The organism is Phytoactinopolyspora halotolerans, assembly GCF_010550675.1.
Lineage (GTDB): Bacteria > Actinomycetota > Actinomycetes > Jiangellales > Jiangellaceae > Phytoactinopolyspora > Phytoactinopolyspora halotolerans.
Genome location: NZ_JAAGOA010000031.1, coordinates 26923 through 47433 on the forward strand (window position 1 = coordinate 26923; position 20511 = coordinate 47433).

The window sequence follows — 20511 nt, forward strand, 5'->3', positions numbered from 1 at the left end:
GGATACCTGGTCACGTGTTCGCCTCGTCCGGCGGGCGCGCTAGTCTCGGTCGCACTTGGTCGGTGTGTGTCACCGCAAGGCCAGGTCCCGGCCATAGGACTGCTCGGCGATTCGCGGTAGGTTCGCTTGAGCTGTTCGAGGAGCCTCGAAGCCAGCGTCGACTTGAGGGAAAGGCGAGACACGATGAGTGCCATCGTTGTGGGCTACGTGCCGAAGCCCGAAGGCCGGGCCGCGCTGCGGCGAGCCGCCGAAGAGGCGAAACTTCGTGGGGTCAGGCTGGTTGTCGTCCACTCTCAGCAGGCCGGTGACGGGTCGAACGACGCCTCCGCGCCCGCCGGTGACCTCGACATGCTGCGCCAACAGCTCGCCGATGCGGGCATCGACACGGAGGTACGGCCGTCGGCCCCGGACGTCGATGTGGCCGAGGACCTGATCGATGCGGCCGAGAGCGCCGGCGCGGATTTCATCGTGATCGGCCTGCGCCGTCGCAGCCCGGTCGGCAAACTGATCCTCGGCAGCAACGCGCAGCGTATTCTGCTGGATGCGCCGTGTCCCGTGTTGGCGGTGAAGGCGGACGACGCCGAACTCCAGGCGGGCGAGCTGGGTAGAGAGAGCTAGAGGGGGCTTGACCTGATGGTCGACCTGTATCTGTCCGGGGATCCGGACGCGGACGAACTGCTCGCCCGGGATCCCTTCGCGCTGTTGGTCGGCATGTTGCTGGACCAGCAGATTCCGATGGAATGGGCCTTCACCGGTCCGGCGACGATCGCCGCGCGCATGGGCGTGGACCGGCTCGACCCGGCTGCTATCGCCGACCACGACGCGGAGAAGTTCTCCGCTCTGCTGGCGGAGAAACCCGCGGTGCACCGGTTCCCCGCCTCGATGGCCGGCCGGGTCCAGGCTCTGGCCGCCCACGTCGCGGCCAACTGGGACGGCGACGCGTCGCGCATCTGGAACGACGCACCCACCGGGGCCGAGCTGCTGGCCAGGCTCAAGGCGCTGCCCGGTTACGGCGAGCAGAAGGCCCGCATCATGGTGGCGTTGCTCGGGAAACGGTTCGATGTGTGCCCGGACGGCTGGCGCGAGGCCGCCGGGCCGTATGGTGAGGAGGGCTCGACGCGGTCGATCGCCGACGTCGTCGACGCGGACTCGCTCGCTCAGGTGCGCGCATTCAAACGAGAAGCAAAACGCAGAGCAAAGGGGTAGGTCGTGCGGCCAGCGGATGCCCAGCGGCTGCTGGGCGTACTGGCAGGTGCCGACGCACCCGTGGGCTTCGCCGTCTTCGACGAGCAGCACCGCTACCTCGCGGTGAACGCGTTCCTCGCCGAGCGGACCGGCAAGGCGATCGCCGAACATCTGGGGCGACGTCCGGCCGAGGTGCTGCCGCCGGAGCTTGCGGCGCATACCGAGGCGATGATCGACCGTGTGCTGCGTACCGGTGAGACGCTGAAGACGGACGAGCCCGCCACGCCGGGTGCGGCCGGCGGTGTCACCTACCTACGCTCGACGTGGTACCTGGTGGACGAGGGCGAGCGTCGGGAAGTGGCGATGTTCGTCGTGGACGACACCTCGCAGCGCAGCGCGCTGTCCGCGCTGCGGCACAGCCGCGCGCGTAACGCCCGCTTGCTGGAGGTCGCCGAAGAACTTGCCGAGGCGGTCACGGTCGCGGAGGTGGCCGCGGCGGTCTCGGTGATCGGCCGCGCCACCGTGGGCGCATTACGGACGTCGGTGGTGTTGATCGGGGAGCGGGACAGGCTTGTCGAGGTCGACGGTTCGGCCACGTCGGAATGGCCGGACGACGAGGGGTCACCGATGATCGAGGTACTCCGGACGGGATGGCCGGTGTTCCTCGGATCCGCTGCCCAGGCCCGCCGCGAGTACCGGAGCCAGTCGTTCCAGGATTTCCTGGACACCACGGACGAACGTTCCTGGGCGCTGCTGCCGATGTCGACCGACAGCGGGCGGCTCGGCGTGGTGCGTTTCGCATTCGACGACGAGCAGCCGTTCGAGTCGGAGGCGTGCCGGTTCTTGCGGGCGGTGGCTCAGCAATGCTCGGTCGCTTTCGAACGGGCACGGCTGTTCGAGCAGGAGCGGACCGCGACCGCGTCGCTCACCGAGAGCCTCATGCCCCAGTCGTTGCCGACCATCGACGGTCTGGAGCTGGAGGCCCGCGGTGTGCCCGGCTCCGCCGACGCGGTGGGCGGTGACTGGTACGACGCCTTCGAGCTGCCGGACGGTGCTGCGTCCGTGGTGGTGGGAGACGTGATGGGGCACGGGCTGTCGGCCGCCTCCGGGATGGGGCAGGTCCGGGCCGCGTTGCGGGCGCTGGCGTTGGCCGACCCGGACCCGGCCGCGGTGCTGGCCGGCCTCGACCGTCTGGTCGAAGGCGGTGGTTCGGTGGAGATGGCGACGGTGGTCTACCTGGTGGTCGATCCGGCGGGTGGCGTGGTGCGACTGGGCGATGCCGGCCATCTGCCGCTGGTCCGGATACCGCCGGCGGGGGAGATCGAGCTGATCGACAGCGGGGTCGACACCACACCGATCGGTGTACCGGAAGCTCGCCACAGCCGCATCCTGCAGCTCGTGCCCGGCGAGATTCTGCTGGCCTTCACCGACGGCCTGGTAGAGAGCCGGAGCCGCGGTCTGGAAGAAGGCGTCGGTGAGCTGCTGAGCTGCCTGGAGGACCAGCGCACGGCACCGTTGGATACGATGCTGGACAATGTGGTCGAGCGGCTGCGCACGCCAGGCGCGGCCGACGATCTCACGATTCTCGCGCTACGGTGGAAACATCTGTGAGCTATGCCACTGATCATGCCGGCCGGTTCGAGGGACAACGGGAAGTACGTTCGTCATGTCAGAATGATGTGTTGCTCTATCCCAACCACATGCCAGCCGCCTGAGAACGAGAGGTTGTTCGTGTCGCCTAGCCCGTCCCGTTCCAAGTACGCCCGGATCCTCGAGCTGCCCCCAGTACGAGAGCTTGTGACGCGAGGCCAGGAGTCTGGCTCGGTGAACGCGCAGGATGTGCGGGAGGCGTGCGAGGCCGCCGAGCTGGCGATGAAAGAGAGCCGGATCGTTGTCGAGCATTTGAAGTCGACAGGTATTACTGTCGAGGTTGCGGCTTCGGACTCGCGGAGGAGCTCTGCCAAGCGGGTGGTGGCCGCGACGTCGCGTCGTTCCTCGGCGACGGCGACCGCACCAGCGGACAAGGCCAGGACATCGGCCAACAAGAAGGTTAAGCAGGCAGCGGAGAAGAGCGAGGGATCTGTGAAGACTGCGGTGAAAAAGACTCCAGCGGCAGCAGTTCGAGATGAGCCCTCCGACGCGGCGGCTGTCACGGCGTCCGCGCCGGCCGACGCTGGGGCGAAGCCGTCCCGGAAGAGCAACAAGAAGGCACAGCCCGCTGTCGCCGATGCGGAGGTGGAGATCACAGATCCCGACGTTGCGGCCGTCGACGCCGCCGATGTCGACGTGGATCCCACCGTCGACATCGACCCCGCTGTCGACGCCGAGGAGCCGGCCGTCGAAGAGGAGGCCGTAGCGCCCGCTCGCGCGCTCGATGAGCCGGAGCTCACCGATCTGACCGACGAGGGTTTCGTGCTCTCCGAGGACGACGACACCGACGAGCCCGAGCAGCAGGTGGTCGTCGCCGGCGCCACTGCCGACCCGGTGAAGGACTACCTGAAGCAGATCGGCAAGGTGCCGCTCCTCAACGCTGAGCAAGAGGTGGAGTTGGCCAAGCGGATCGAGGCCGGACTGTTCGCCGAGGAGAAGCTGGCGAACGAGTCGGAGGGAATGGACTCGAAGCTGGTCAGCGAGCTGCACTGGATCGCCGAGGATGGCCGTCGGGCCAAGAACCACCTGCTGGAGGCGAACCTCCGTCTGGTCGTGTCGCTGGCGAAGCGCTACACCGGCCGCGGCATGTTGTTCCTCGACCTGATCCAGGAAGGCAACCTCGGTCTGATCCGGGCCGTGGAGAAGTTCGACTACACCAAGGGCTACAAGTTCTCCACGTACGCGACGTGGTGGATCCGGCAGGCGATCACCCGGGCCATGGCCGACCAGGCCCGCACCATCCGTATTCCGGTGCACATGGTCGAGGTCATCAACAAGCTCGCCCGGGTGCAGCGGCAGATGCTGCAGGACCTCGGGCGCGAACCGACGCCGGAGGAGCTGGCCAAGGAGCTGGACATGACGCCTGAGAAGGTCGTCGAGGTCCAGAAGTACGGGCGCGAGCCCATCTCGCTGCACACGCCGCTGGGTGAGGACGGCGACAGCGAGTTCGGTGACCTGATCGAGGACTCCGAGGCCATCGTTCCGGCCGAGGCGGTCTCCTTCACGCTGCTCCAGGAGCAGCTGCACGCGGTGCTGGACACGTTGTCCGAGCGTGAGGCCGGCGTCGTCTCGATGCGGTTCGGCTTGACCGACGGCCAGCCGAAGACGCTGGATGAGATCGGCAAGGTCTACGGTGTGACCCGGGAGCGGATCCGGCAGATCGAGAGCAAGACGATGAGTAAGCTGCGGCACCCGTCGCGGTCTCAGGTTCTGCGTGACTACCTGGACTGAGAAGCGTGAGTTCGCCTGGTGAGGTCGAGCGACGGGGTACCCCGTCGCCGTTGGCGGTGCTGATACCCGTCGTCGGGATGCTCGCCGTGATGTGGGGCGAGGAGATCGTCGACTCGCTGCCGGGCGTCAATCTCGATCAGTACGGCATCCAGCCGCGCAGTGCGGAGGGCCTGATCGGTGTGGTGACCGCGCCGTTCCTGCACGGCGGTTTCGATCACCTGATCGCCAATTCCGGTGCGTTCTTGATCCTCGGCAGCCTCGTGGCGCTGACGACCAAGAGGTTCTGGCCGGTCACCATCGGCGTGACATTGATCGGCGGCTTGGCGACGTGGCTGCTGGCCGGTGCGAACACCAATCACATCGGAGCCAGCGGCCTCGTCTACGGCTTCGCGGCTTTCCTGGTGGCCTGGGGCGTGCTGACGCGGAAGCTGTTGAGCATTCTGGTGTCGGTCGTGGTCGTCCTGATGTACGGCGGGATCGTCGTGGGCGTGTTGCCGGGTCAGCCGGGGATTTCCTGGCAGGGCCACCTGTTCGGCGCCTTGGCCGGCGTGTTGATGGCGCTCGTCCTGCGCCCGGATCCCCGCTAGCGCGCACGACCCGCGGCCGCCCCGCCTCACGCTGCGTTGCCGGACGGCCTCGAACCAGGCGGCACGTGGCTTCTCTGATGAGCGCCGTGTGGCTTCCCTGATATATGCGGGAGCGGGGCCGGAGCGCTCCGTGGAGTACCAACCACGGAGAACCCCGGCCCCGCTCGTCGCGAAGTCTCGAGTCGACTACAGCATGCTGTCGACGACCGTGCGTCAGCCGGCCGAGTGCTCTTCTGTGAGGCGGGACGTCTCGTCGTGCCACTCCAGCGCCATCGGGCGCAGCTTGGCCTCGAACTTGCGACCATGGTGGCCGCAGAACAGTAGCTCGCCCTGGTCGAGCACAGCGCGGATGTAAGCCTGTGCACCGCAGCTGTCGCAGCGGTCGGCGGCGTTCAACGGCTTGGTCGCGAGAGTAGCTGTCACGGTCGCGCACCTTCCTTGTCGGCGAACCACTCCGGGGTACGGGTGGTCATGTCATGCATCCGTACCAACATGAAATCACCTTCAGAAGTTCCCAGAATCGCGCCATGCGATGGTTCGCTCAGCGCGTAACGGTTGCGGCGTGAGGCTCGCCACATTTCACGCCATTACCTAGGAACCCCTCACGGCCCCCTTGCCGTGATCCCACATGCTGACACATTTCATCTCATATTTCAAACACCCTCCAAACCCCGCCCCGCCTAAATGATCATGTGAAGTGGGTTTTCTCCAGCACTACCATGTCTGCAGACCTGGTACGGCACGAGAAGACCCACTTCACATGATCATTTAGGGCCGGCGGGGGCGGGTGCAGCGTGGCAGCCGGGAGTCGTCGGGGTTCGGGGCTATGCTGGCAACGCTGGTAGGGGTGGGTTCTACTGGCGTCGTGACCGATGCGAGGAGGGACACGCTGTGACCGGGCAGACCGCAGCCACCGGCCGAGGCGGTGACTACACCGCGCGCCACTTGTCGGTGCTGGAAGGACTGGAAGCGGTTCGTAAGCGGCCTGGCATGTACATCGGGTCCACCGACTCCCGCGGGCTGATGCACTGTCTGTGGGAGATCATCGACAACGCCGTGGATGAGGCCCTGGGCGGGTACTGCGACCGTGTCGAGGTGGTGCTCCGCGCGGACGGCTCGGCCGAGATCCGGGACAACGGCCGCGGCATCCCCGTGGACACGCACAGCAAGTCCGGGCTCTCCGGCGTGGAGGTGGTCTTCACCAAGCTGCACGCGGGCGGCAAGTTCGGTGGCGGTTCGTACGCAGCCACCGGCGGGCTGCACGGGGTCGGCGCCAGTGTGGTCAACGCCCTGTCCCACCGGCTCGACGTCGAGGTCGACCGGGACGGGCGCACGCATGCGATGTCGTTTAGGCGCGGCGAGCCGGGGGAGTATTCCGGCGACGGGCCCGACGCGCCGTTCCAGCCGTTCACGGACCACTCGGAGCTTCGCGTCACCGGAAAGGTCACCAAGCGCAAGACCGGAACCCGGGTACGGTTCTGGGCCGACCGGCAGATCTTCCTGCGGGACGCGGAGTACGTCTGGGATGACATCGTCTCCCGGGCGCGCCAGACGTCGTACCTGATCCCTGGCCTGGAGCTGGTGGTCCGCGACGAGCGCGGCGACACTCCGGTGGAGGAGAAGTTCCGCCACGACGGCGGCATCAGCGAGTTCGTCGAGTTCCTGAGCCCTGGTGCCTCCGTGACCGACGTGCTCCGGCTGACCGGTCGTGAGGTGTTCCGGGAGACTGTGCCGGTGCTCGACGACGACGGGCAGCTGGTCTCCAAAGACACCGAGCGCACGTGTGAGGTGGACGTGGCGCTGCGCTGGGACACCGGCTACGACACCGTCTCGCGCTCGTTCGTGAACGTCATCGCCACCCCGAAGGGCGGCACCCACGTCGCCGGCTTCGAGCAGGGCCTGCTCAAGGTGATGCGGGACCAGGTCAAGGCCAACGCCCGCCGGTTGAAGGCCGGAAACGACAAGATCGAGAAGGATGACGTCCTTGAAGGGCTGACCTCCGTGGTCACGGTCCGGTTGGATGAGCCGCAGTTCGAAGGGCAGACCAAGGAGGTTCTGGGCACCTCCGCCGTGCGCTCGATCGTCGCCGGCGTCGTGGAACGCGAGATGAAGGCGTTCCTGACCTCGACGAAGCGGAACGAGAAATCGCAGGCGTCCGCGGTACTGGAGAAGGTGGTCTCGGCCGCCAAGGCACGGGTGGCCGCCCGGCTGCACAAGGAGACGGTCCGGCGGAAGAACGCGTTGGAGACGAGTACTCTGCCGACCAAGCTGGTGGACTGCCGTTCCACCAGCCTGGACCGCTCTGAGCTGTTCATCGTGGAGGGTGACTCGGCGCTGGGTACCGGACGATCCGCGCGCGATGCGGAGTTCCAGGCACTGCTGCCGATCCGCGGCAAGATCCTCAACGTGCAGAAGGCGTCGGTCTCGGACATGCTGAAGAACGCCGAGTGTGCGGCGATCATCCAGGTCCTCGGCGCCGGGAGCGGGCGTACGTTCGCGCTGGAGCAGGCCCGCTACGGCAAGGTGATCATCCTGGCCGACGCCGACGTGGACGGCGCCCACATCCGCACGCTGCTGATCACGTTGTTCTTCCGGTACATGCGCCCGTATGTGGAGGCGGGCCGGCTGTTCGCGGCCGTTCCGCCGCTGCATCGGATCGAACTGATCAACCCCAAGAAGGGGCAGGACAAGTACATCTACACCTACACCGATGCCGAGATGCAGCGGGTCACCCTAGACTTGCAGCGCAAAGGCGTGCGGTTCAAGGAGCCCCCGCAGCGCTACAAGGGCCTCGGCGAGATGGACGCCGACCAGCTGGCGGAGACCACGATGGACCCGCGCCAGCGCCGGCTGCGGCGGATCACCGCCGCCGACGCGGAGGCGGCGGAGCGTGTGTTCGAGCTACTGATGGGCAACGAGGTGGCTCCCCGGAAGGAGTTCATCGTCGCCGGGGCGGCTGAGCTGGACCGCGAGCGCATCGACACCTGACCGCCGAGCGGCCGGCCGACGTGCCACAGGTCCGGGCCGACCGCGCCGAAACCGGCCCGGCCGTCAGCTGTCGCGTAGCGCCGTGCCCCAGTAGGTGAGGTTCGTCGGGTCGAGGTTGGAGCCGAGCGGCTCCAACCGGGTTGCGGTCAAGGTCAGGCCGCTGCGCTCCAAGGCGCCATAGGTGTCGTTGCAGGGATCGCATCCGTCGCCCAGCGCTCGCCATGGCCGACGTACGATGCGCTGGTAACGCGCCCGGGCGGAGCCGGGCGCGGCGGCGACGTGCTCGATGAACAGCAAGCGTCCGCCCGGGCGCAGAATGCGCCGAACCTCGCTCAGCAGCGAGTCGACGTCGTCGACGGAGCAGAGGGTGAGCGTCGAGATCACGAGCTCGTGGGACGCGGCCGGCAACGTGTCCGCGCGCAAGTCGCCGGCGCGCAGATCGAGGTCGATCCGATGACGCTCGGCCGCTGCCCGGAGGTCGGCGTGGAAGTAGGTGTTCGGTTCGAACGCGATCACCCTGGTGCCGGGGCGCAGATAGCCGAAGTTGCTGCCGACGCCGGAGCCGATCTCGACGATCTGTGCCGGCACGTCGTTGAACAGGTCTGACTTGGCGGGCCGGATCTGCTGGTCGACGGAGTCGGCCATGCTCCGCCAGAGCTTGGCGAAACGGCGCGATCTGCGGCCGGCGGTAGATGCGGTGCGACCGGACGTGTGAGCGGTAGTGCCCATGACGTGTCTCCTACAGACGAACTAGTCGGTCTGTTGAGAGTAGGACCGACCGGTTGGTCTGTCAACTGATACAGTCGCGGCATGAGTGAACGGTCCGCCCGGGAACGGATTCTCGACGCGGCGCATCAGCTGGTGCTTCAGCGCGGATTCGCGGCCACCACCGTTGACGCGGTACTGGCAGAAGCTTCCGCGTCCAAAGGCGCGTTCTTCCACCACTTCCCGTCGAAGGCGCATCTGGGGCGTGCGTTGGTGGAGCGTTACGCGGAAGGCGACGCGCAGGCGCTAGAGACGGCGATGTCGGCCGCCGAGGCGGAGACCGACGATCCGGGCGAGCAGCTCGTGTGCTTCTTGCGTTCATTCGAAGAGGGGGCGGAGGCTGTGCTGAAGATCCAGCCCAGCTGCCTGTTCATCTCCTTCATCTATGAGACGGAGCTCGCTGACGCGGGCACGGATGACATCGTGGCGCGGTCGATCCTGCACTGGCGAGAGCGGATCCTCGACAAGCTCGAGCAGGCCGCCGCGGATCGGCCGGCGCTGCGAGCGGTGGACCTGCCGTCGCTGGCTGACCAGCTCTTCACCGTGTTCGAGGGAGCGTTCCTGCTGACCCGGGCGCTCGGAGATAAGGACGCCATGGGCCGGCAACTGTCTCATCTCCGGCATTACGTGGAGTTGCTGGTCTCGCGGGGATGAGCCGGCTTCCCGGACGGCGTGTCAGTCATGCTCCGTTGCCGTGCCGCGGAATCCAATATCCCATCGCGGCGGCCGCCACTCCAGCCACCCCGGCCATGGCGATCGCCGCCGGGGCCAGCGCCGCTACCGCCGTGATCGCGCTGATGACCAACGGTCCGGCGCCGTTGCCGAGGTCCGCGCAGAGCCGCCAGGCGCCGAGAAAGGTGGCGCGGCTCGTCGTCGGCGACACGTCCGCGCCGAGCGTCATGATGATGCCGCTGCCCATGCCGTTGCCCAGCCCCATCCCCACGGCGACGGCGGTCAGCGCCGCACTTCCGTGCGCCAGCGGCAGCGCGAGATGCGCCAGCCCGAGCACCAGCATCGACGGCACGGCCACCCACCGCCGGCCCAGCCGGTCCATGGCCATCCCGGCCGGGTAGAACAGCAACATGTCCACCGCGCCGGAGACGCCGAAGATCAGGCTGGTGGTGGCCGGGTCCAAGCCGATGTGGTCGCCCCAGAGCGGGATCACCGCCTGGCGCGACGCACGCACCGCCCCCACGAGCAGCGCACCCATGCCGAGCGTGCGCAGGACCGGTAGGTGACGACGGATGACCTGGCTGGTGCTGCCGAGCGCGCTGGTCGGCGTCGGCGACGGAAGCGAGCGGGTCTGCGGGACAGGGAGGGCCAGCAGGAGCGCCGCCGCGACCCCCGCGGCGACCAGGTGCACCCAGTACGCGCCGTCGGTGCCCAATCGGCTCATGACGGCGGCACCGAGGAACGGCCCGATGAACGCCCCGATCCGGGCCGTGCCGCCCAGGGTGGACATGGCCCGGGCCCGTAACGGGTACGGCACCACCTCGGTCAGATACGCGTGTCGTGCCAGACCCCACACCGATGCCGCCACACCGAGCAGCACGATCGCGACGGCCAGCAACCAGACTGAGGTGGCGACGAGGCACAGCGCCAGCGCTCCTGCGGTCACCGCGGTCGCCATCAGCATCGCCGGCCGCTCTCCGACCCGCACCGCGAGCATCCCCGCCGGTAGGTCGCCGACGATCTGGCCGACGCCGAGCATGGCGACGACGAGGCTCGCGGTGGCGACCGAGGCGCCGAGGTCCCGGGCGGACAGCGCGATGACCGGCGCGACGGCGCCCTGGCCGATGCCGAACAGCAGGGACGGGAGATAGACCGACGGTCCGATCGACCACAGGCTGATCTGTTCTGACATCGAGGAATAGTCTGCCAGAGGCGTGCGCTGGTCAGATGGACACGCATCACATTTGCCGTCGAACGGCGCACCGCCGAGAATGATCAGGTGACAGCTCAGCAACGCATGACGGCGGACCGCGGAGCGATGCCGGGGCAGGTGGCCACGGCGATGTCGATCGGCGCGCTTGCCGGGGGCGCGCTCGCCGGGGCCGCGCTAGGGCACCGCCGCCGTCGCCGGACGACCCTGGTGGCGGGGTTGGCGGGTGCCGCGGTGCTCGGTGCGTCCGAACTAGTCGCCCGGCGTCGTCAGCGCCCGCACGAGATCCCTGCGCTCCCGCACCGCATCCTGATGAGCGCCGCGCTGGCGGCACCGGCCGGCTGGATCGCGGACCGGGTAGCCCGGCCCCGGCCGACGACGGTGGGCGTGACGGTGGGCGCCGTGGCCGGGGCGATGGGGGTGCGGCCGCACAAGGTCGTCTACGGCCCGGTGGTGGGGCTCGCGATCGGCGCGGCCCTGGCCAAATCGGCGCGGGACCGGCCGGGCGCTGCCGGGGTCGCGGCCGCGACGGTGCTCGTGTACCGGGCGAGCGCGGCGTTGCTCTTCCGGGATCCGCAGCTCTCGCTGCTGGCTGAGGACGTCGACGAGAAGGAGTTGCCGTTCGTCGTCCCGCTCGGCTCGCAGAGCCGGTACGTGGGGACGGACTATCTGCGTGCGCTGGCGTCCGTCGTGCACGGACAATACCGGCGCGACGCACCGGACGTGGGGATCGTGGCCGACCTGGATGAGCTCGCCGGCCCGGAGCTGGACACCGAGCGGGTGCACCCGTTGGTGCGCGAGTTCTATGAACACACGACCCGTTTCACCTTGGACATCGCGCCCCGGTGGCGGGCTTGGGTGCGGCCCGGCTATCTGCTGTACCGGACGCTCGTCGCGCGCCCGCTCGGTCAGGCGAACGTCCCGATGAACCAGCGTCAGGCGCTGCGCGGCATGGTGAGCCGGATCGATACGATCGCGGTGAACGACCGGCGCGAAGACGACATCCGCGGCTGGATCCGCTCCTATGCGGATGACGACGAGCCCATCTACGTCGGCATTTACACGACCTACCGGCATGATGGCCGGGGTTATGTCAGCGTGGGGTTCCCGTTGCCGGACGCCAGCTTCACCGCCACGCTGGAGCCCCGCGGGCGGAACGACGGCGGGATCACGCTGACCAGCACGAGCGCGCTGGACCACCCTGGCCACTACCTCACCTACATCGACCCGGGCACGCGCAGGCTCACGTCATTGGCCGTGCACGGCTTTGCGGAAGAGTTGCGGATCTACCCCGCCGGCGGCGGTGAACTCACGGCCGAACATGCGTTCCGGCTGTTCGGCATGGCGTTCCTGGTCTTGCATTACCGGATCCGGCGCCGCATCCAGGGAACGGAATGAGCTCCCTGCACCCGGCGCCGGACCCAGAGTCCTCAGCAATGGGCCTCCAGCGCGACGGCTGGTGCGTCAGACCTCGCGCGTGACACGGCCCGTGTCGACGTCGTAGATGAAGCCGCCGACAGCCACGTTCGGCGGCAGGTATGGCCAGGAGCGGATCTTCTGCACGTCGACGCCGAGCGTCTCCCGCTGGTCGGCGATGAGCCGGAAATCCAGGCTGCGCACGTCGATGCCGGATGCCTGCTCGATGATGTCGATCACCTCGTCGCGGGTGGCGCTGGCCATCTTGCAGTTGGTGTGTGCGACCACCATGATCCGTTCCACGCCGAGCAGGTGAGTCGCCAGCGCCAGCGTGCGCAGGACGTCTTCGGTCACGCGTGCCCCGGCATTGCGGATGATCTTCGCGTCGCCCGGATTGAGCCCTAGCATGTCCAGCGGCTCGATGCGGGAGTCCATACAGGTCACGATCGCGAGTCCGCGCGCGGCGCGGGGGAGCAGTCCGGCCAGTTCGAAGCTCTGGGCGTAGGCCTCGTTGGCTTCCAGTACGTCGACGAAGTCGGCGAGATCCTCTGTCACAGTGTCCTCCACGCTGAACAGGATCGCATGACGCCGCAGCGGACCAGGCACGGGTCCCAGATACGGAACGGTTGCGTATCGATTGCGAGTGACGTAGATTCTGCATCGATACGCAACCGATGCGTATCGGAAGTCGTGAAAGGGAACCCACAATCGTGGATGAACGAATCCATCGGCGGCGCTGGGGCATTCTCGGCGTGCTGGTGATCAGCTTGCTGGTCGTCGTACTCGACAACACCGTCCTCAACGTCGCTCTCAAGACCATCCAGCAGGATCTCGGCGCCACGCAGAGCGAGCTGGCCTGGTCCGTCAACTCCTACACTCTGGTCTTCGCCGGCCTGTTGTTCACGTTCGGGCTGCTCGGCGACCGGTTCGGGCGCCGGCGCCTGTTGGTCCTCGGTCTGGCCCTGTTCGGGGCGGCCTCGGCACTCTCGGCCTACGCCGACACCCCGGCCCAGCTGATCGCGGCCCGTGCGCTGATGGGGGTCGGCGGGGCAGCGGTGATGCCCGCCACGCTGGCCATCATCACCAACGTCTTCGACGCGAAGGAGCGTGGCCGGGCCATCGGCATCTGGGTCGCCTCGGTGGGGATCGCGGTGGTCCTCGGTCCCGTCCTCGGTGGTGCGCTGCTCGAACAGTTCTGGTGGGGGTCGGTGTTCCTGATCAACGTGCCGATCGTCCTCGCCGGGCTGGCGCTGATCGGGTGGCTGGTGCCCGAATCGAGGGATCCCCGTCCGTCTCGGCTGGATCCCGTCGGCGTGGGGCTGTCGATCGCCGGGCTGACCCTGCTGGTCTACGGGATCATCGAAGGCGGTGAGCGGGCTGGGTTCGGCGATGTAGCGGTCTGGGCTCCTGCGCTGGGCGGGGTACTCGCCCTGGTCCTGTTCGTCTGGTACGAGCGACGGATCGACCATCCGGCACTGGACATGGCCCTGTTCCGCAATCCGGCGTTCTCTGCCTCGGTGAGCGCGATCGGCCTGGTGTTCTTCGCCATGATGGGCGTGTTCTTCTTCATGACGTTCTATTGGCAACTGGTGCGCGGCTTCTCGCCGCTGGAGACAGGGCTGCTCTTCCTGCCGTTCGCGGTCGCACAGACGGCGTTCTCGCCGATGTCGGAGACGATGGTCCGAAGGTTCGGGGTGCGCGCCGTGGCTGCGACCGGACTCGGCCTGGTCGCGCTCAGCCTGGCCGGGCTCGCGTTCATCGAGGCGGACACCCCGCTGTGGTTCCTGGAGGCCTTGTTGTTCATCCAAGGAGCCGGGATCGCCAACGTCATGCCGCCTGCCACGACGGCGGTCATGGCCTCTGTACCGCGAGAGAAGGCGGGAATCGGCTCCGCGGTGAACAACACGATGCGGCAGGTGGGCGGCGCGCTCGGTGTCGCGGTGCTCGGCGCGATCCTGGCTGTGCGGTACCGGGCCGACGTGCACGACGCGCTGGCCGTGCTGCCCGACGGGTCCCGCGACGCGGCGGCGGAATCGTTGGGCTCCACCCTGGCCATCGCCGAGCAGGCGCAGGTGACCGGCGCGATCCAAGCGCGGGCGTTCGATGCCTTCCTCAACGGCGTGCACTGGGTATCGGCCATCGCGGCGGCGGTCACCGTGCTCAGTGTCGCGGTCGTCCTGCGGTTCCTGCCGGGACGCGGCCGTCCCCGACCACGCGGACCGGAGCGGCCGTCGGCGGAGACGGAGCCGGCATCCGTTGCGAGCTAGCGCAGCACGTCCCTCAACGGCGAGAATATGACGTGACATGACTGAACAGATCGTGAAGAAGACCGGGCGCCCGCGCAGCGAGGACGCAGACAAGGCGATCATCGAGGCGACTCTCGAGCTCGTCGCCGAGGTCGGTGTCGGCGGGATCTCGATCGAGGGTATCGCCGCCCGGGCCGGCGTCGGGAAGACCACCATCTACCGGCGCTGGCCCGACAAGGAGAGCGTCATCTGTGATGCGGTGGCCATTCTGAAAGGCCCGGTTCCGGATCTTCCCGGCACCTCGCTCCGGGACGATCTGCTGGTCATGGCCGATTCCACGGTCCGTGGCCGGGAATCGACCCGCGACCGCCGCATCTACGCGTGCTTCGTGGGGGAGATGTATCGGCATCCCGCGCTGAAGGATCGGTACCACAGCACCGTCATCAAGCCGCGTCGCGAACTGATCCGTCGGGTTCTCGCCGCCGCGGTGGAACGGGGTGAGCTCCGCGCCGATCTCGACATGGACGTGATGATCGAGGTGATGACCGCTCCGCTGCTGCACTGGCTGCTGCACCACCCGGAGGAGAGCCCGGCCCGAAAGCTGATCGAACAGTTCGTCGACGGCGTCCTGGACGGCTTGCGGCCCCGGTAGCGCAGTACGCGCTAGCCGGCCGCCGTCGACGTCGGTGTCGTGACCGGAGCGCCGGAGGGGCGCAGCAGCAGCGCGGCCCCGAGTGCGGCCAGGGCCGCGCACACTGCCGCGCCGGTGAAGGTCGCCTGCAGCTGCGCCACCACCGCCTCGCGGACCGCGTCGTCGTACGCCGGACAATCGGTCGGGGTCTCCGGGCAGATCACGGCGGGCGATTCGATGTCGCGCTGGACGCTGTAGAGCCGGCGCAGGCCGATCGCGGTGAGCGCGGACAAACCGGCGAGCATGCCGATCATCCGGGCGACGACGAGCAGCGCGCTGGCCACTCCATGGGTCGCTCGCGGCGTCGCGGCCAGCAGCGCCGCATTCACCGGCGCGATCGCCAGGCCGAACCCGAGACCGGCGACGACGAGCACCACGTCGTCGCCGAGACCGTCCAGCGAGCCCACGCCCCACCGCGACATCGCCGCCAGCCCAGCGGTGCCGCCGGCCATCCCGGCCGCGGCGACACCGGCCGCGGGCAGCCGGCGGATCAACCAGCCGCCGAGCAAGGCGCCCACCGGAAGCGCGACCAGGAACCGGAGCAGCACCAGTGCGGCATCGAGCTGGTCCGCCCCGGGGACGACGGTGCGGGCCAGGATCGGCACATCCACCACCACGGCCACCAGGGCGGCACCGACGAACAGGCTGACCAGCAGCGCCCCCCACGCCGGGCGGGCGCGGACGGTGGCACCCGGCACCAGCGGATCCCGGGCGCGTCGCTGTCGCCAGGCGAACGCGCCCAGGGCGACGGCCGACCCGAGCAGTAGCCACGGTCCGGACGGCGCCATCAACTCCTCGGCCGGGTCGGCGACCGCGAACGTGAGCACGATGCCACCGAGCGCCGCTCCGAGGAATGTCGCACCGGGCAGGTCGGAGGCACGCAACACTGATGGGGTGCGGCGCAGGTCGACCAGCGGCCGCCGTGCGGTCAGCTCACGCACCACGAACCCCGCGGCGAGTGCGATGCCGGTGAGCGAGAGCGGCGTGGTCCAGTCCTGCCCGTCAACGACGGGAACCAGCAACTCGCCCCAGGCGACACTCGCTTCCAGCGAGTCGGGTCGGACGACCGCCACGCCGCCGGCCACGGCTGCGCCGATGCCCAGAAGCGCGCCGAGGACGTCGGGTCGCCCGCGCCGCGCCGTGGACGGTCTGTCGTCGTCGGTTGCGACGGCCGGTGAATCCGCGTCGGCTGCCCCGGCCGTCGCAGCCGTCGTCGTCGTGGTGGCCGTCGTCGTTGTCGCGGCCGTCGCCGTCCGCCGCCGGATGAGCGTGCCGATCACCAGCGTGATGCCGACGGCGAAGTTGATCCAGAAGATCGCGCGCCAATCGGCGATGGCCAGCACGGCGGCGCCGAACAACGGGCCGAGCACCGAACCCAGCTCCTGCACCGCGCCGACCATGCCCAGCGGCACACCGCGCCGCTCCGGCGGCCACAGGTCGGCCACCAGCGCCAGCGTCACCGGAACCAGGGCACCGCCCCCGGCGCCCTGCAGGAAGCGGCCGACGATCGCGCCACCCAGCCCGTCGGCGGCGGCGGTGAGCAGCGATCCGGCGGCGAAGACGAGCAGCGCGCCCTGCAGAACGGCGAACCGGCCGATCACGTCCGAGATCCGTCCCACCAACGGCAACACGACGACGTATCCCAGCAGGAACATCGACACGAGCGGTGCGGCTCGCTGCAGTTCGTCGGCGTCCAGACCGACCCCGACCATCATGTCCGGCAGCGCCAGCACGATGACGTAGGTGTCCGCCGCGGCGAGCAGGATGCCGATCGCGCAGAGGACGAGCACGCCGCGACCTGCCCGCCGCTCATGATCATGAACACTAGGCGTGCTATTCGTACGGTTAGCGTTCATGATCATGGGTGGGCTGGGAGGCTCAGCCGGTCGGCGCACTGATCTCTGCGGGCTCGTCGTACTCGTCGAGGCTGACGACGTAGGTCTGCTCTCCGCCGTCGTAGAACGGCCCGGTCAACGTCGCCTGCCGAAGCCGGCCGGTGTCCGGGTCCAGCGACCAGGTCGCCTGCACGTCGGCGTCCGGGTCGGCCAGGGTGAGGATGGCGTCCACCAGCTCGCCGGGGATCACCGACTCCACCTGGTCGTATACCTCGCCGTCGACGCGCACCTGATCGGCCCCCGCGACGTCGCTCCCGGAGCGCAGCAGCTGCCCCACACCCTGCTCCGGGTCGATCAGGACGCCCGGATCGCCGAAGTCGAGACCCGTCGCGTCCATCTTCTCGTAGCCGTCGGTCAACGGAAGCTGGGCCCAGATCTCGCCATCGATCGAGACGACGTCGACGGTGCTGGAGAGCGCGCCGGCCTTGACCCGGACCCCGCCCTCGAAGGAACTGGGCGGGACGGCCACCCCTTCGGCACCGACGACGACGGTCCCCGAGTCCGGTAGGTCCTCGCCTTCCACGGTGAACCGCACGCTCGACGTCTCGGCGAGCAGCTCCGCCGCCGTCTCGAGCGCGGCCTGCGGATCCTCGGCGGCGTCGCCACCGTTGTCGCCGTCGTCGCTGCACGCGGACAGCCACAGCACAGCGACGGCGGTCAGCGTCGGCAGCAGGGTGCGCAGCATGCGTCGTGCGCACCCGCGAGAGCCTGGTCTGGAGATCGTGTCCTCCCGCATCGTCATGGGCTCGCCGACGCTGACCGCCGGCCGAGCACACGTTGCCTGTCTACGCAGCCTACGCTCCACTGTCGGCACTGTGAGCATGCTGAGAGCCGTCCGACCCTCCGCTTAATTCTCCTCGTCGTCCAGCGGCAGCACACCGTCCTCCGGCGGCGGGGCTCCGGCGTCGCCGGAACTCTCGCCCGGGGTGCCCTCGGCGAGGTAGGGCCCCACCGAGGCGATCGGCTGCGGCGCCGGCGTGCCCGAACCGTCGCGGCGGCCGGGCTCGGTGGGGAGGTCGATCGGAACTCCGCTCGCGGCCGCGGCCCGCGCCGGAGCGAGTCCCACCCAGGCGAGCAGCAGCGTGTCCTCACCCTTGAGGAACCGGTGACAGCGCACGCCGCCGGTGGCCCTGCCCTTCGCCGGATACTCGGAATACGGGGTGACCTTGACCGTCCCGGCCTGCGTTCCGGGGAGCGCCGACGACGATCCGGCCACGGTCACCGCGGTGGCGTCCCGGCCGGGCGGAACAGCGCCGAAGAAGATGACGTGCGCCCCCGGGCCGAGCTTGATGCCTGCGACGCCGCCGCCCGAACGGCCCTGTGGCCGCACCACGCCGGCCGAGAACCGCAGGAGCTGCGCATCCGAGCTGACGAACACCAGGTCTTCCTCTCCGGTGCGCAGCTGAACGGCGCCCACCACACGGTCACCGTCGTCGAGGCGGATGACCTCCCATGAGTCCTTGTTCGACGGATGGTCCGGTGCTACCCGTTTGACCACGCCGTGGGCCGTGCCGAGGGCGAGTCCGGGGGAGTCGGCGTCGAGCGTGGCCAGGCACAGCACACGCTCGTCCGGCTCCAGCTCCACGAACTCCTTCACCGGGGCGCCGCCGGCGAGCGTCGGCGACGCGGACGGAGGCAATGCGGGCAGATCCAGGACCGAGAGCCGGATGAGCCGCCCCGCCGTGGTCACCGCACCGATCTCGCCGCGCGCGGTGGCCGGCACGCTGGACACCACGAGGTCGTGCTTGGCCCGCTTGGCCGCGGAGACCAGCGGCTCGTCGCCCGCCGTCCGAGCCAGCAGTCCGGTGGAGGAGAGCATGACCTGACACGGGTCGTCGGCGATCTCCAGTGCCGTCGCCGGGACGCCCCGCGTGGCGGTGCGGGGGGTGCCGGCGTCTTCCAGTAGCACGGTACGACGTGGTGTCGCATGCGCGGCCGCCACCTCGGCGAGCTCCTCGGAGATCGCCTGCCGCAGCAGCGTCTCGTCCTCCAGCAGCGCGGTCAGCTCGTCGATGGTGCGGCGCAGATCCTCCGCCTCCTTGTCCAGCTCCAGCCGGTCGTACTTGGTGAGCCGGCGCAGCGGGGTGTCCAGGATGTAGCGTGCCTGCACCTCGGACAGGTCGAAGATCTCCATCAGCCGATCGCGGGCGGCGGTGGCGTCGTCGGAGGACCTGATCACGGCGATGACCTCGTCGATGTCCAGCAACGCCACCAGCAGACCGTCCACCAGGTGCAGCCGGTCGGCCGCCTTGGTGCGGCGGAACTCGCTACGCCGGCGGACCACGTCGAGGCGATGGCTGATGAAGACCTCGAGTAGTTCCTTCAGCCCCAGCGTGCGCGGCTGCCCATCGACCAGCGCGACGTTGTTGATGGAGAACGAGTCCTCCAGCGGCGTCAGCCGGTACAGCTCCTCCAGCACCGCCTCCGGGACGAATCCGCTCTTCAGCTCGATCACCAAGCGGAGGCTGGTGTTCCGGTCGGTGTAGTCGACGACGTCGGCCACGCCGGCCAGCTTCTTCGCCTTCACCAGGTCGACGATGCGCTCGCGGACCCGCTCCGGACCCACCATGTAGGGCAACTCGGTGATCACGATGCCCTTGCGGCGCGCCGTGATGTTCTCGATCCGCGCGGTGGCCCGGGTCTTGAACGCTCCGCGTCCCGTCTCGTAGGCGTCCCGGATACCGTCCAAGCCAACGATCCGGCCGCCGCCCGGCAGGTCCGGGCCGGGGACGAAACGCATGAGGTCGTCGAGCGTGGCGTCCGGGTTGGCGATCAGGTGCCGGGTCGCCTCGATCACCTCACCGAGGTTGTGCGGTGCCATGTTGGTGGCCATCCCGACGGCGATCCCGCTGGACCCGTTGACCAGCACGTTCGGGAACGCGGCGGGCAACACCTCGGGCTGGGAGAACTGGCCGTCGTAGTTCGACACCATGTCCACGACGTTCTCGTCGAGCGACGCGGTGAGCAGCGTCGCCGGCTCCGCCATCCGGCACTCGGTGTAACGATAGGCTGCTGGACCTGCGTCTAACGATCCAAAGTTGCCGTGCCCGTCGACCAGCGGGACGCGCATCGCCCAGGACTGGGCCATACGGACCAGCGTGTCGTAGATGGCGCCGTCGCCGTGCGGGTGCAGCTTGCCCATGACGTCGCCGACGACGCGGCCACACTTGACGTGCGCACGGTCAGGGCGTAGCCCCATCTCCTGCATCTGGAACAGGATCCGGCGCTGAACCGGCTTCAGACCGTCCCGGGCGTCCGGGATGGCCCTCGAGTAGATGACCGAGTAGGCATATTCGAGGAAGCTGCCGCGCATCTCCTCGGAGACGTCCACATCGATGATCGTCTCTTCGAAGTCCTCAGGTGGGGGAGTCTTGGTTCCGCGAGCCATGCCGCCTATTGTTGCGCCTCCCGCCGACGAAGTGATGCAGCGACCCACGCTTGACGTGCAACGGCCCCACCGACCCCACCCCACCTC

17 protein-coding genes are annotated in these 20511 nt (G+C 68.7%); 10 read left to right on the top strand and 7 right to left on the bottom strand.

The genetic code is table 11. The annotated features are described in order from the left end of the window. Positions 1-183 precede the first annotated feature (183 nt). The 5 genes from G1H10_RS29135 (at position 184) to G1H10_RS29155 (ending at position 5153) form a co-directional block, all read left to right on the top strand. The gene (locus G1H10_RS29135) at positions 184-618 is read left to right on the top strand and encodes a universal stress protein (protein ID WP_163744615.1); all 435 of its coding nucleotides are present in this window, start codon (positions 184-186) and stop codon (positions 616-618) included. Positions 619-633: 15 nt separating this feature from the next. Then, the gene (locus tag G1H10_RS29140; protein WP_174264766.1) at positions 634-1206 is read left to right on the top strand and encodes an HhH-GPD-type base excision DNA repair protein; all 573 of its coding nucleotides are present in this window, start codon (positions 634-636) and stop codon (positions 1204-1206) included. Between the two features lie 3 nt (positions 1207-1209). Further along, entirely contained in the window at positions 1210-2796 is a 1587-nt protein-coding gene (locus G1H10_RS29145) for a SpoIIE family protein phosphatase (RefSeq protein WP_163744617.1), read from the top strand. Between the two features lie 120 nt (positions 2797-2916). After that, positions 2917-4566 carry an RNA polymerase sigma factor gene (locus tag G1H10_RS29150; protein WP_446686748.1) on the top strand — a complete coding sequence of 550 codons (1650 nt, stop codon included), beginning with the start codon at positions 2917-2919 and terminating at the stop codon, positions 4564-4566. A gap of 5 nt (positions 4567-4571) precedes the next feature. Then, positions 4572-5153: a rhomboid family intramembrane serine protease gene (locus tag G1H10_RS29155; RefSeq protein ID WP_216853779.1), complete on the top strand. Its 582-nt coding sequence runs from the start codon at positions 4572-4574 to the stop codon at positions 5151-5153. Between the two features lie 213 nt (positions 5154-5366). Here G1H10_RS29155 and G1H10_RS29160 read toward each other — a convergent pair whose 3' ends face one another. Further along, on the bottom strand, positions 5367-5576 hold the full coding sequence (locus G1H10_RS29160) for a DUF7455 domain-containing protein (protein WP_163744620.1): 210 nt from the start codon (positions 5574-5576) through the stop codon (positions 5367-5369). A gap of 468 nt (positions 5577-6044) precedes the next feature. Here G1H10_RS29160 and G1H10_RS29165 point away from each other — a divergent pair, with 468 nt between their 5' ends. Beyond that, the gene (locus tag G1H10_RS29165; RefSeq protein ID WP_163744621.1) at positions 6045-8141 is read left to right on the top strand and encodes a DNA gyrase/topoisomerase IV subunit B; all 2097 of its coding nucleotides are present in this window, start codon (positions 6045-6047) and stop codon (positions 8139-8141) included. 63 nt (positions 8142-8204) lie between these two features. Here G1H10_RS29165 and G1H10_RS29170 read toward each other — a convergent pair whose 3' ends face one another. Continuing rightward, positions 8205-8870 carry a class I SAM-dependent methyltransferase gene (locus G1H10_RS29170; RefSeq protein ID WP_163744622.1) on the bottom strand — a complete coding sequence of 222 codons (666 nt, stop codon included), beginning with the start codon at positions 8868-8870 and terminating at the stop codon, positions 8205-8207. Between the two features lie 81 nt (positions 8871-8951). Between G1H10_RS29170 and G1H10_RS29175 the strand changes: the two genes are divergently transcribed. Further along, positions 8952-9560 (top strand): TetR/AcrR family transcriptional regulator, encoded by a 609-nt coding sequence (locus G1H10_RS29175; RefSeq protein ID WP_163744623.1) that lies wholly within the window; start codon positions 8952-8954, stop codon positions 9558-9560. Positions 9561-9585: 25 nt separating this feature from the next. Here G1H10_RS29175 and G1H10_RS29180 read toward each other — a convergent pair whose 3' ends face one another. Then, positions 9586-10770, bottom strand: coding sequence for an MFS transporter (locus G1H10_RS29180; protein ID WP_163744624.1), 1185 nt, complete (start codon positions 10768-10770; stop codon positions 9586-9588). Positions 10771-10875: 105 nt separating this feature from the next. Here G1H10_RS29180 and G1H10_RS29185 point away from each other — a divergent pair, with 105 nt between their 5' ends. Continuing rightward, on the top strand, positions 10876-12186 hold the full coding sequence (locus tag G1H10_RS29185; RefSeq protein ID WP_376778675.1) for a hypothetical protein: 1311 nt from the start codon (positions 10876-10878) through the stop codon (positions 12184-12186). Between the two features lie 66 nt (positions 12187-12252). Here the strand turns inward: G1H10_RS29185 and G1H10_RS34215 are convergent, their stop codons facing one another. Then, a complete protein-coding gene (locus G1H10_RS34215) occupies positions 12253-12771 on the bottom strand; it encodes a beta-class carbonic anhydrase (RefSeq protein WP_216853781.1) in 519 nt (172 codons plus the stop codon). 107 nt (positions 12772-12878) lie between these two features. Between G1H10_RS34215 and G1H10_RS29195 the strand changes: the two genes are divergently transcribed. Together G1H10_RS29195 and G1H10_RS29200 are read left to right on the top strand one after the other, a co-directional pair. Beyond that, on the top strand, positions 12879-14471 hold the full coding sequence (locus G1H10_RS29195) for an MFS transporter (protein WP_163744625.1): 1593 nt from the start codon (positions 12879-12881) through the stop codon (positions 14469-14471). A 37-nt stretch (positions 14472-14508) separates the two neighbouring features. Further along, a complete protein-coding gene (locus G1H10_RS29200) occupies positions 14509-15102 on the top strand; it encodes a TetR/AcrR family transcriptional regulator (RefSeq protein WP_163744626.1) in 594 nt (197 codons plus the stop codon). Positions 15103-15113: 11 nt separating this feature from the next. Here the strand turns inward: G1H10_RS29200 and G1H10_RS29205 are convergent, their stop codons facing one another. The 3 genes from G1H10_RS29205 to G1H10_RS29215 form a co-directional block, all read right to left on the bottom strand. Next, on the bottom strand, positions 15114-16931 hold the full coding sequence (locus tag G1H10_RS29205; protein ID WP_216853783.1) for an MFS transporter: 1818 nt from the start codon (positions 16929-16931) through the stop codon (positions 15114-15116). 88 nt (positions 16932-17019) lie between these two features. Next, on the bottom strand, positions 17020-17721 hold the full coding sequence (locus G1H10_RS29210) for an LppX_LprAFG lipoprotein (protein WP_163744628.1): 702 nt from the start codon (positions 17719-17721) through the stop codon (positions 17020-17022). Positions 17722-17883: 162 nt separating this feature from the next. Continuing rightward, a complete protein-coding gene (locus G1H10_RS29215; protein ID WP_163744629.1) occupies positions 17884-20424 on the bottom strand; it encodes a DNA gyrase/topoisomerase IV subunit A in 2541 nt (846 codons plus the stop codon). Between the last annotated feature and the right edge of the window lie 87 nt (positions 20425-20511).

Coding starts and splice junctions, on each gene's coding strand:
- G1H10_RS29135 (WP_163744615.1), top strand. CDS start 184: ATGAGTGCCATCGTTGTGGGCTACGTGCCGAAGCCCGAAGGCCGGGCC.
- G1H10_RS29140 (WP_174264766.1), top strand. CDS start 634: ATGGTCGACCTGTATCTGTCCGGGGATCCGGACGCGGACGAACTGCTC.
- G1H10_RS29170 (WP_163744622.1), bottom strand. CDS start 8,870: ATGGGCACTACCGCTCACACGTCCGGTCGCACCGCATCTACCGCCGGC.
- G1H10_RS29175 (WP_163744623.1), top strand. CDS start 8,952: ATGAGTGAACGGTCCGCCCGGGAACGGATTCTCGACGCGGCGCATCAG.
- G1H10_RS29180 (WP_163744624.1), bottom strand. CDS start 10,770: ATGTCAGAACAGATCAGCCTGTGGTCGATCGGACCGTCGGTCTATCTC.
- G1H10_RS29185 (WP_376778675.1), top strand. CDS start 10,876: ATGACGGCGGACCGCGGAGCGATGCCGGGGCAGGTGGCCACGGCGATG.
- G1H10_RS29195 (WP_163744625.1), top strand. CDS start 12,879: ATGCGTATCGGAAGTCGTGAAAGGGAACCCACAATCGTGGATGAACGA.
- G1H10_RS29200 (WP_163744626.1), top strand. CDS start 14,509: ATGACTGAACAGATCGTGAAGAAGACCGGGCGCCCGCGCAGCGAGGAC.
- G1H10_RS29210 (WP_163744628.1), bottom strand. CDS start 17,721: ATGCTGCGCACCCTGCTGCCGACGCTGACCGCCGTCGCTGTGCTGTGG.
- G1H10_RS29215 (WP_163744629.1), bottom strand. CDS start 20,424: ATGGCTCGCGGAACCAAGACTCCCCCACCTGAGGACTTCGAAGAGACG.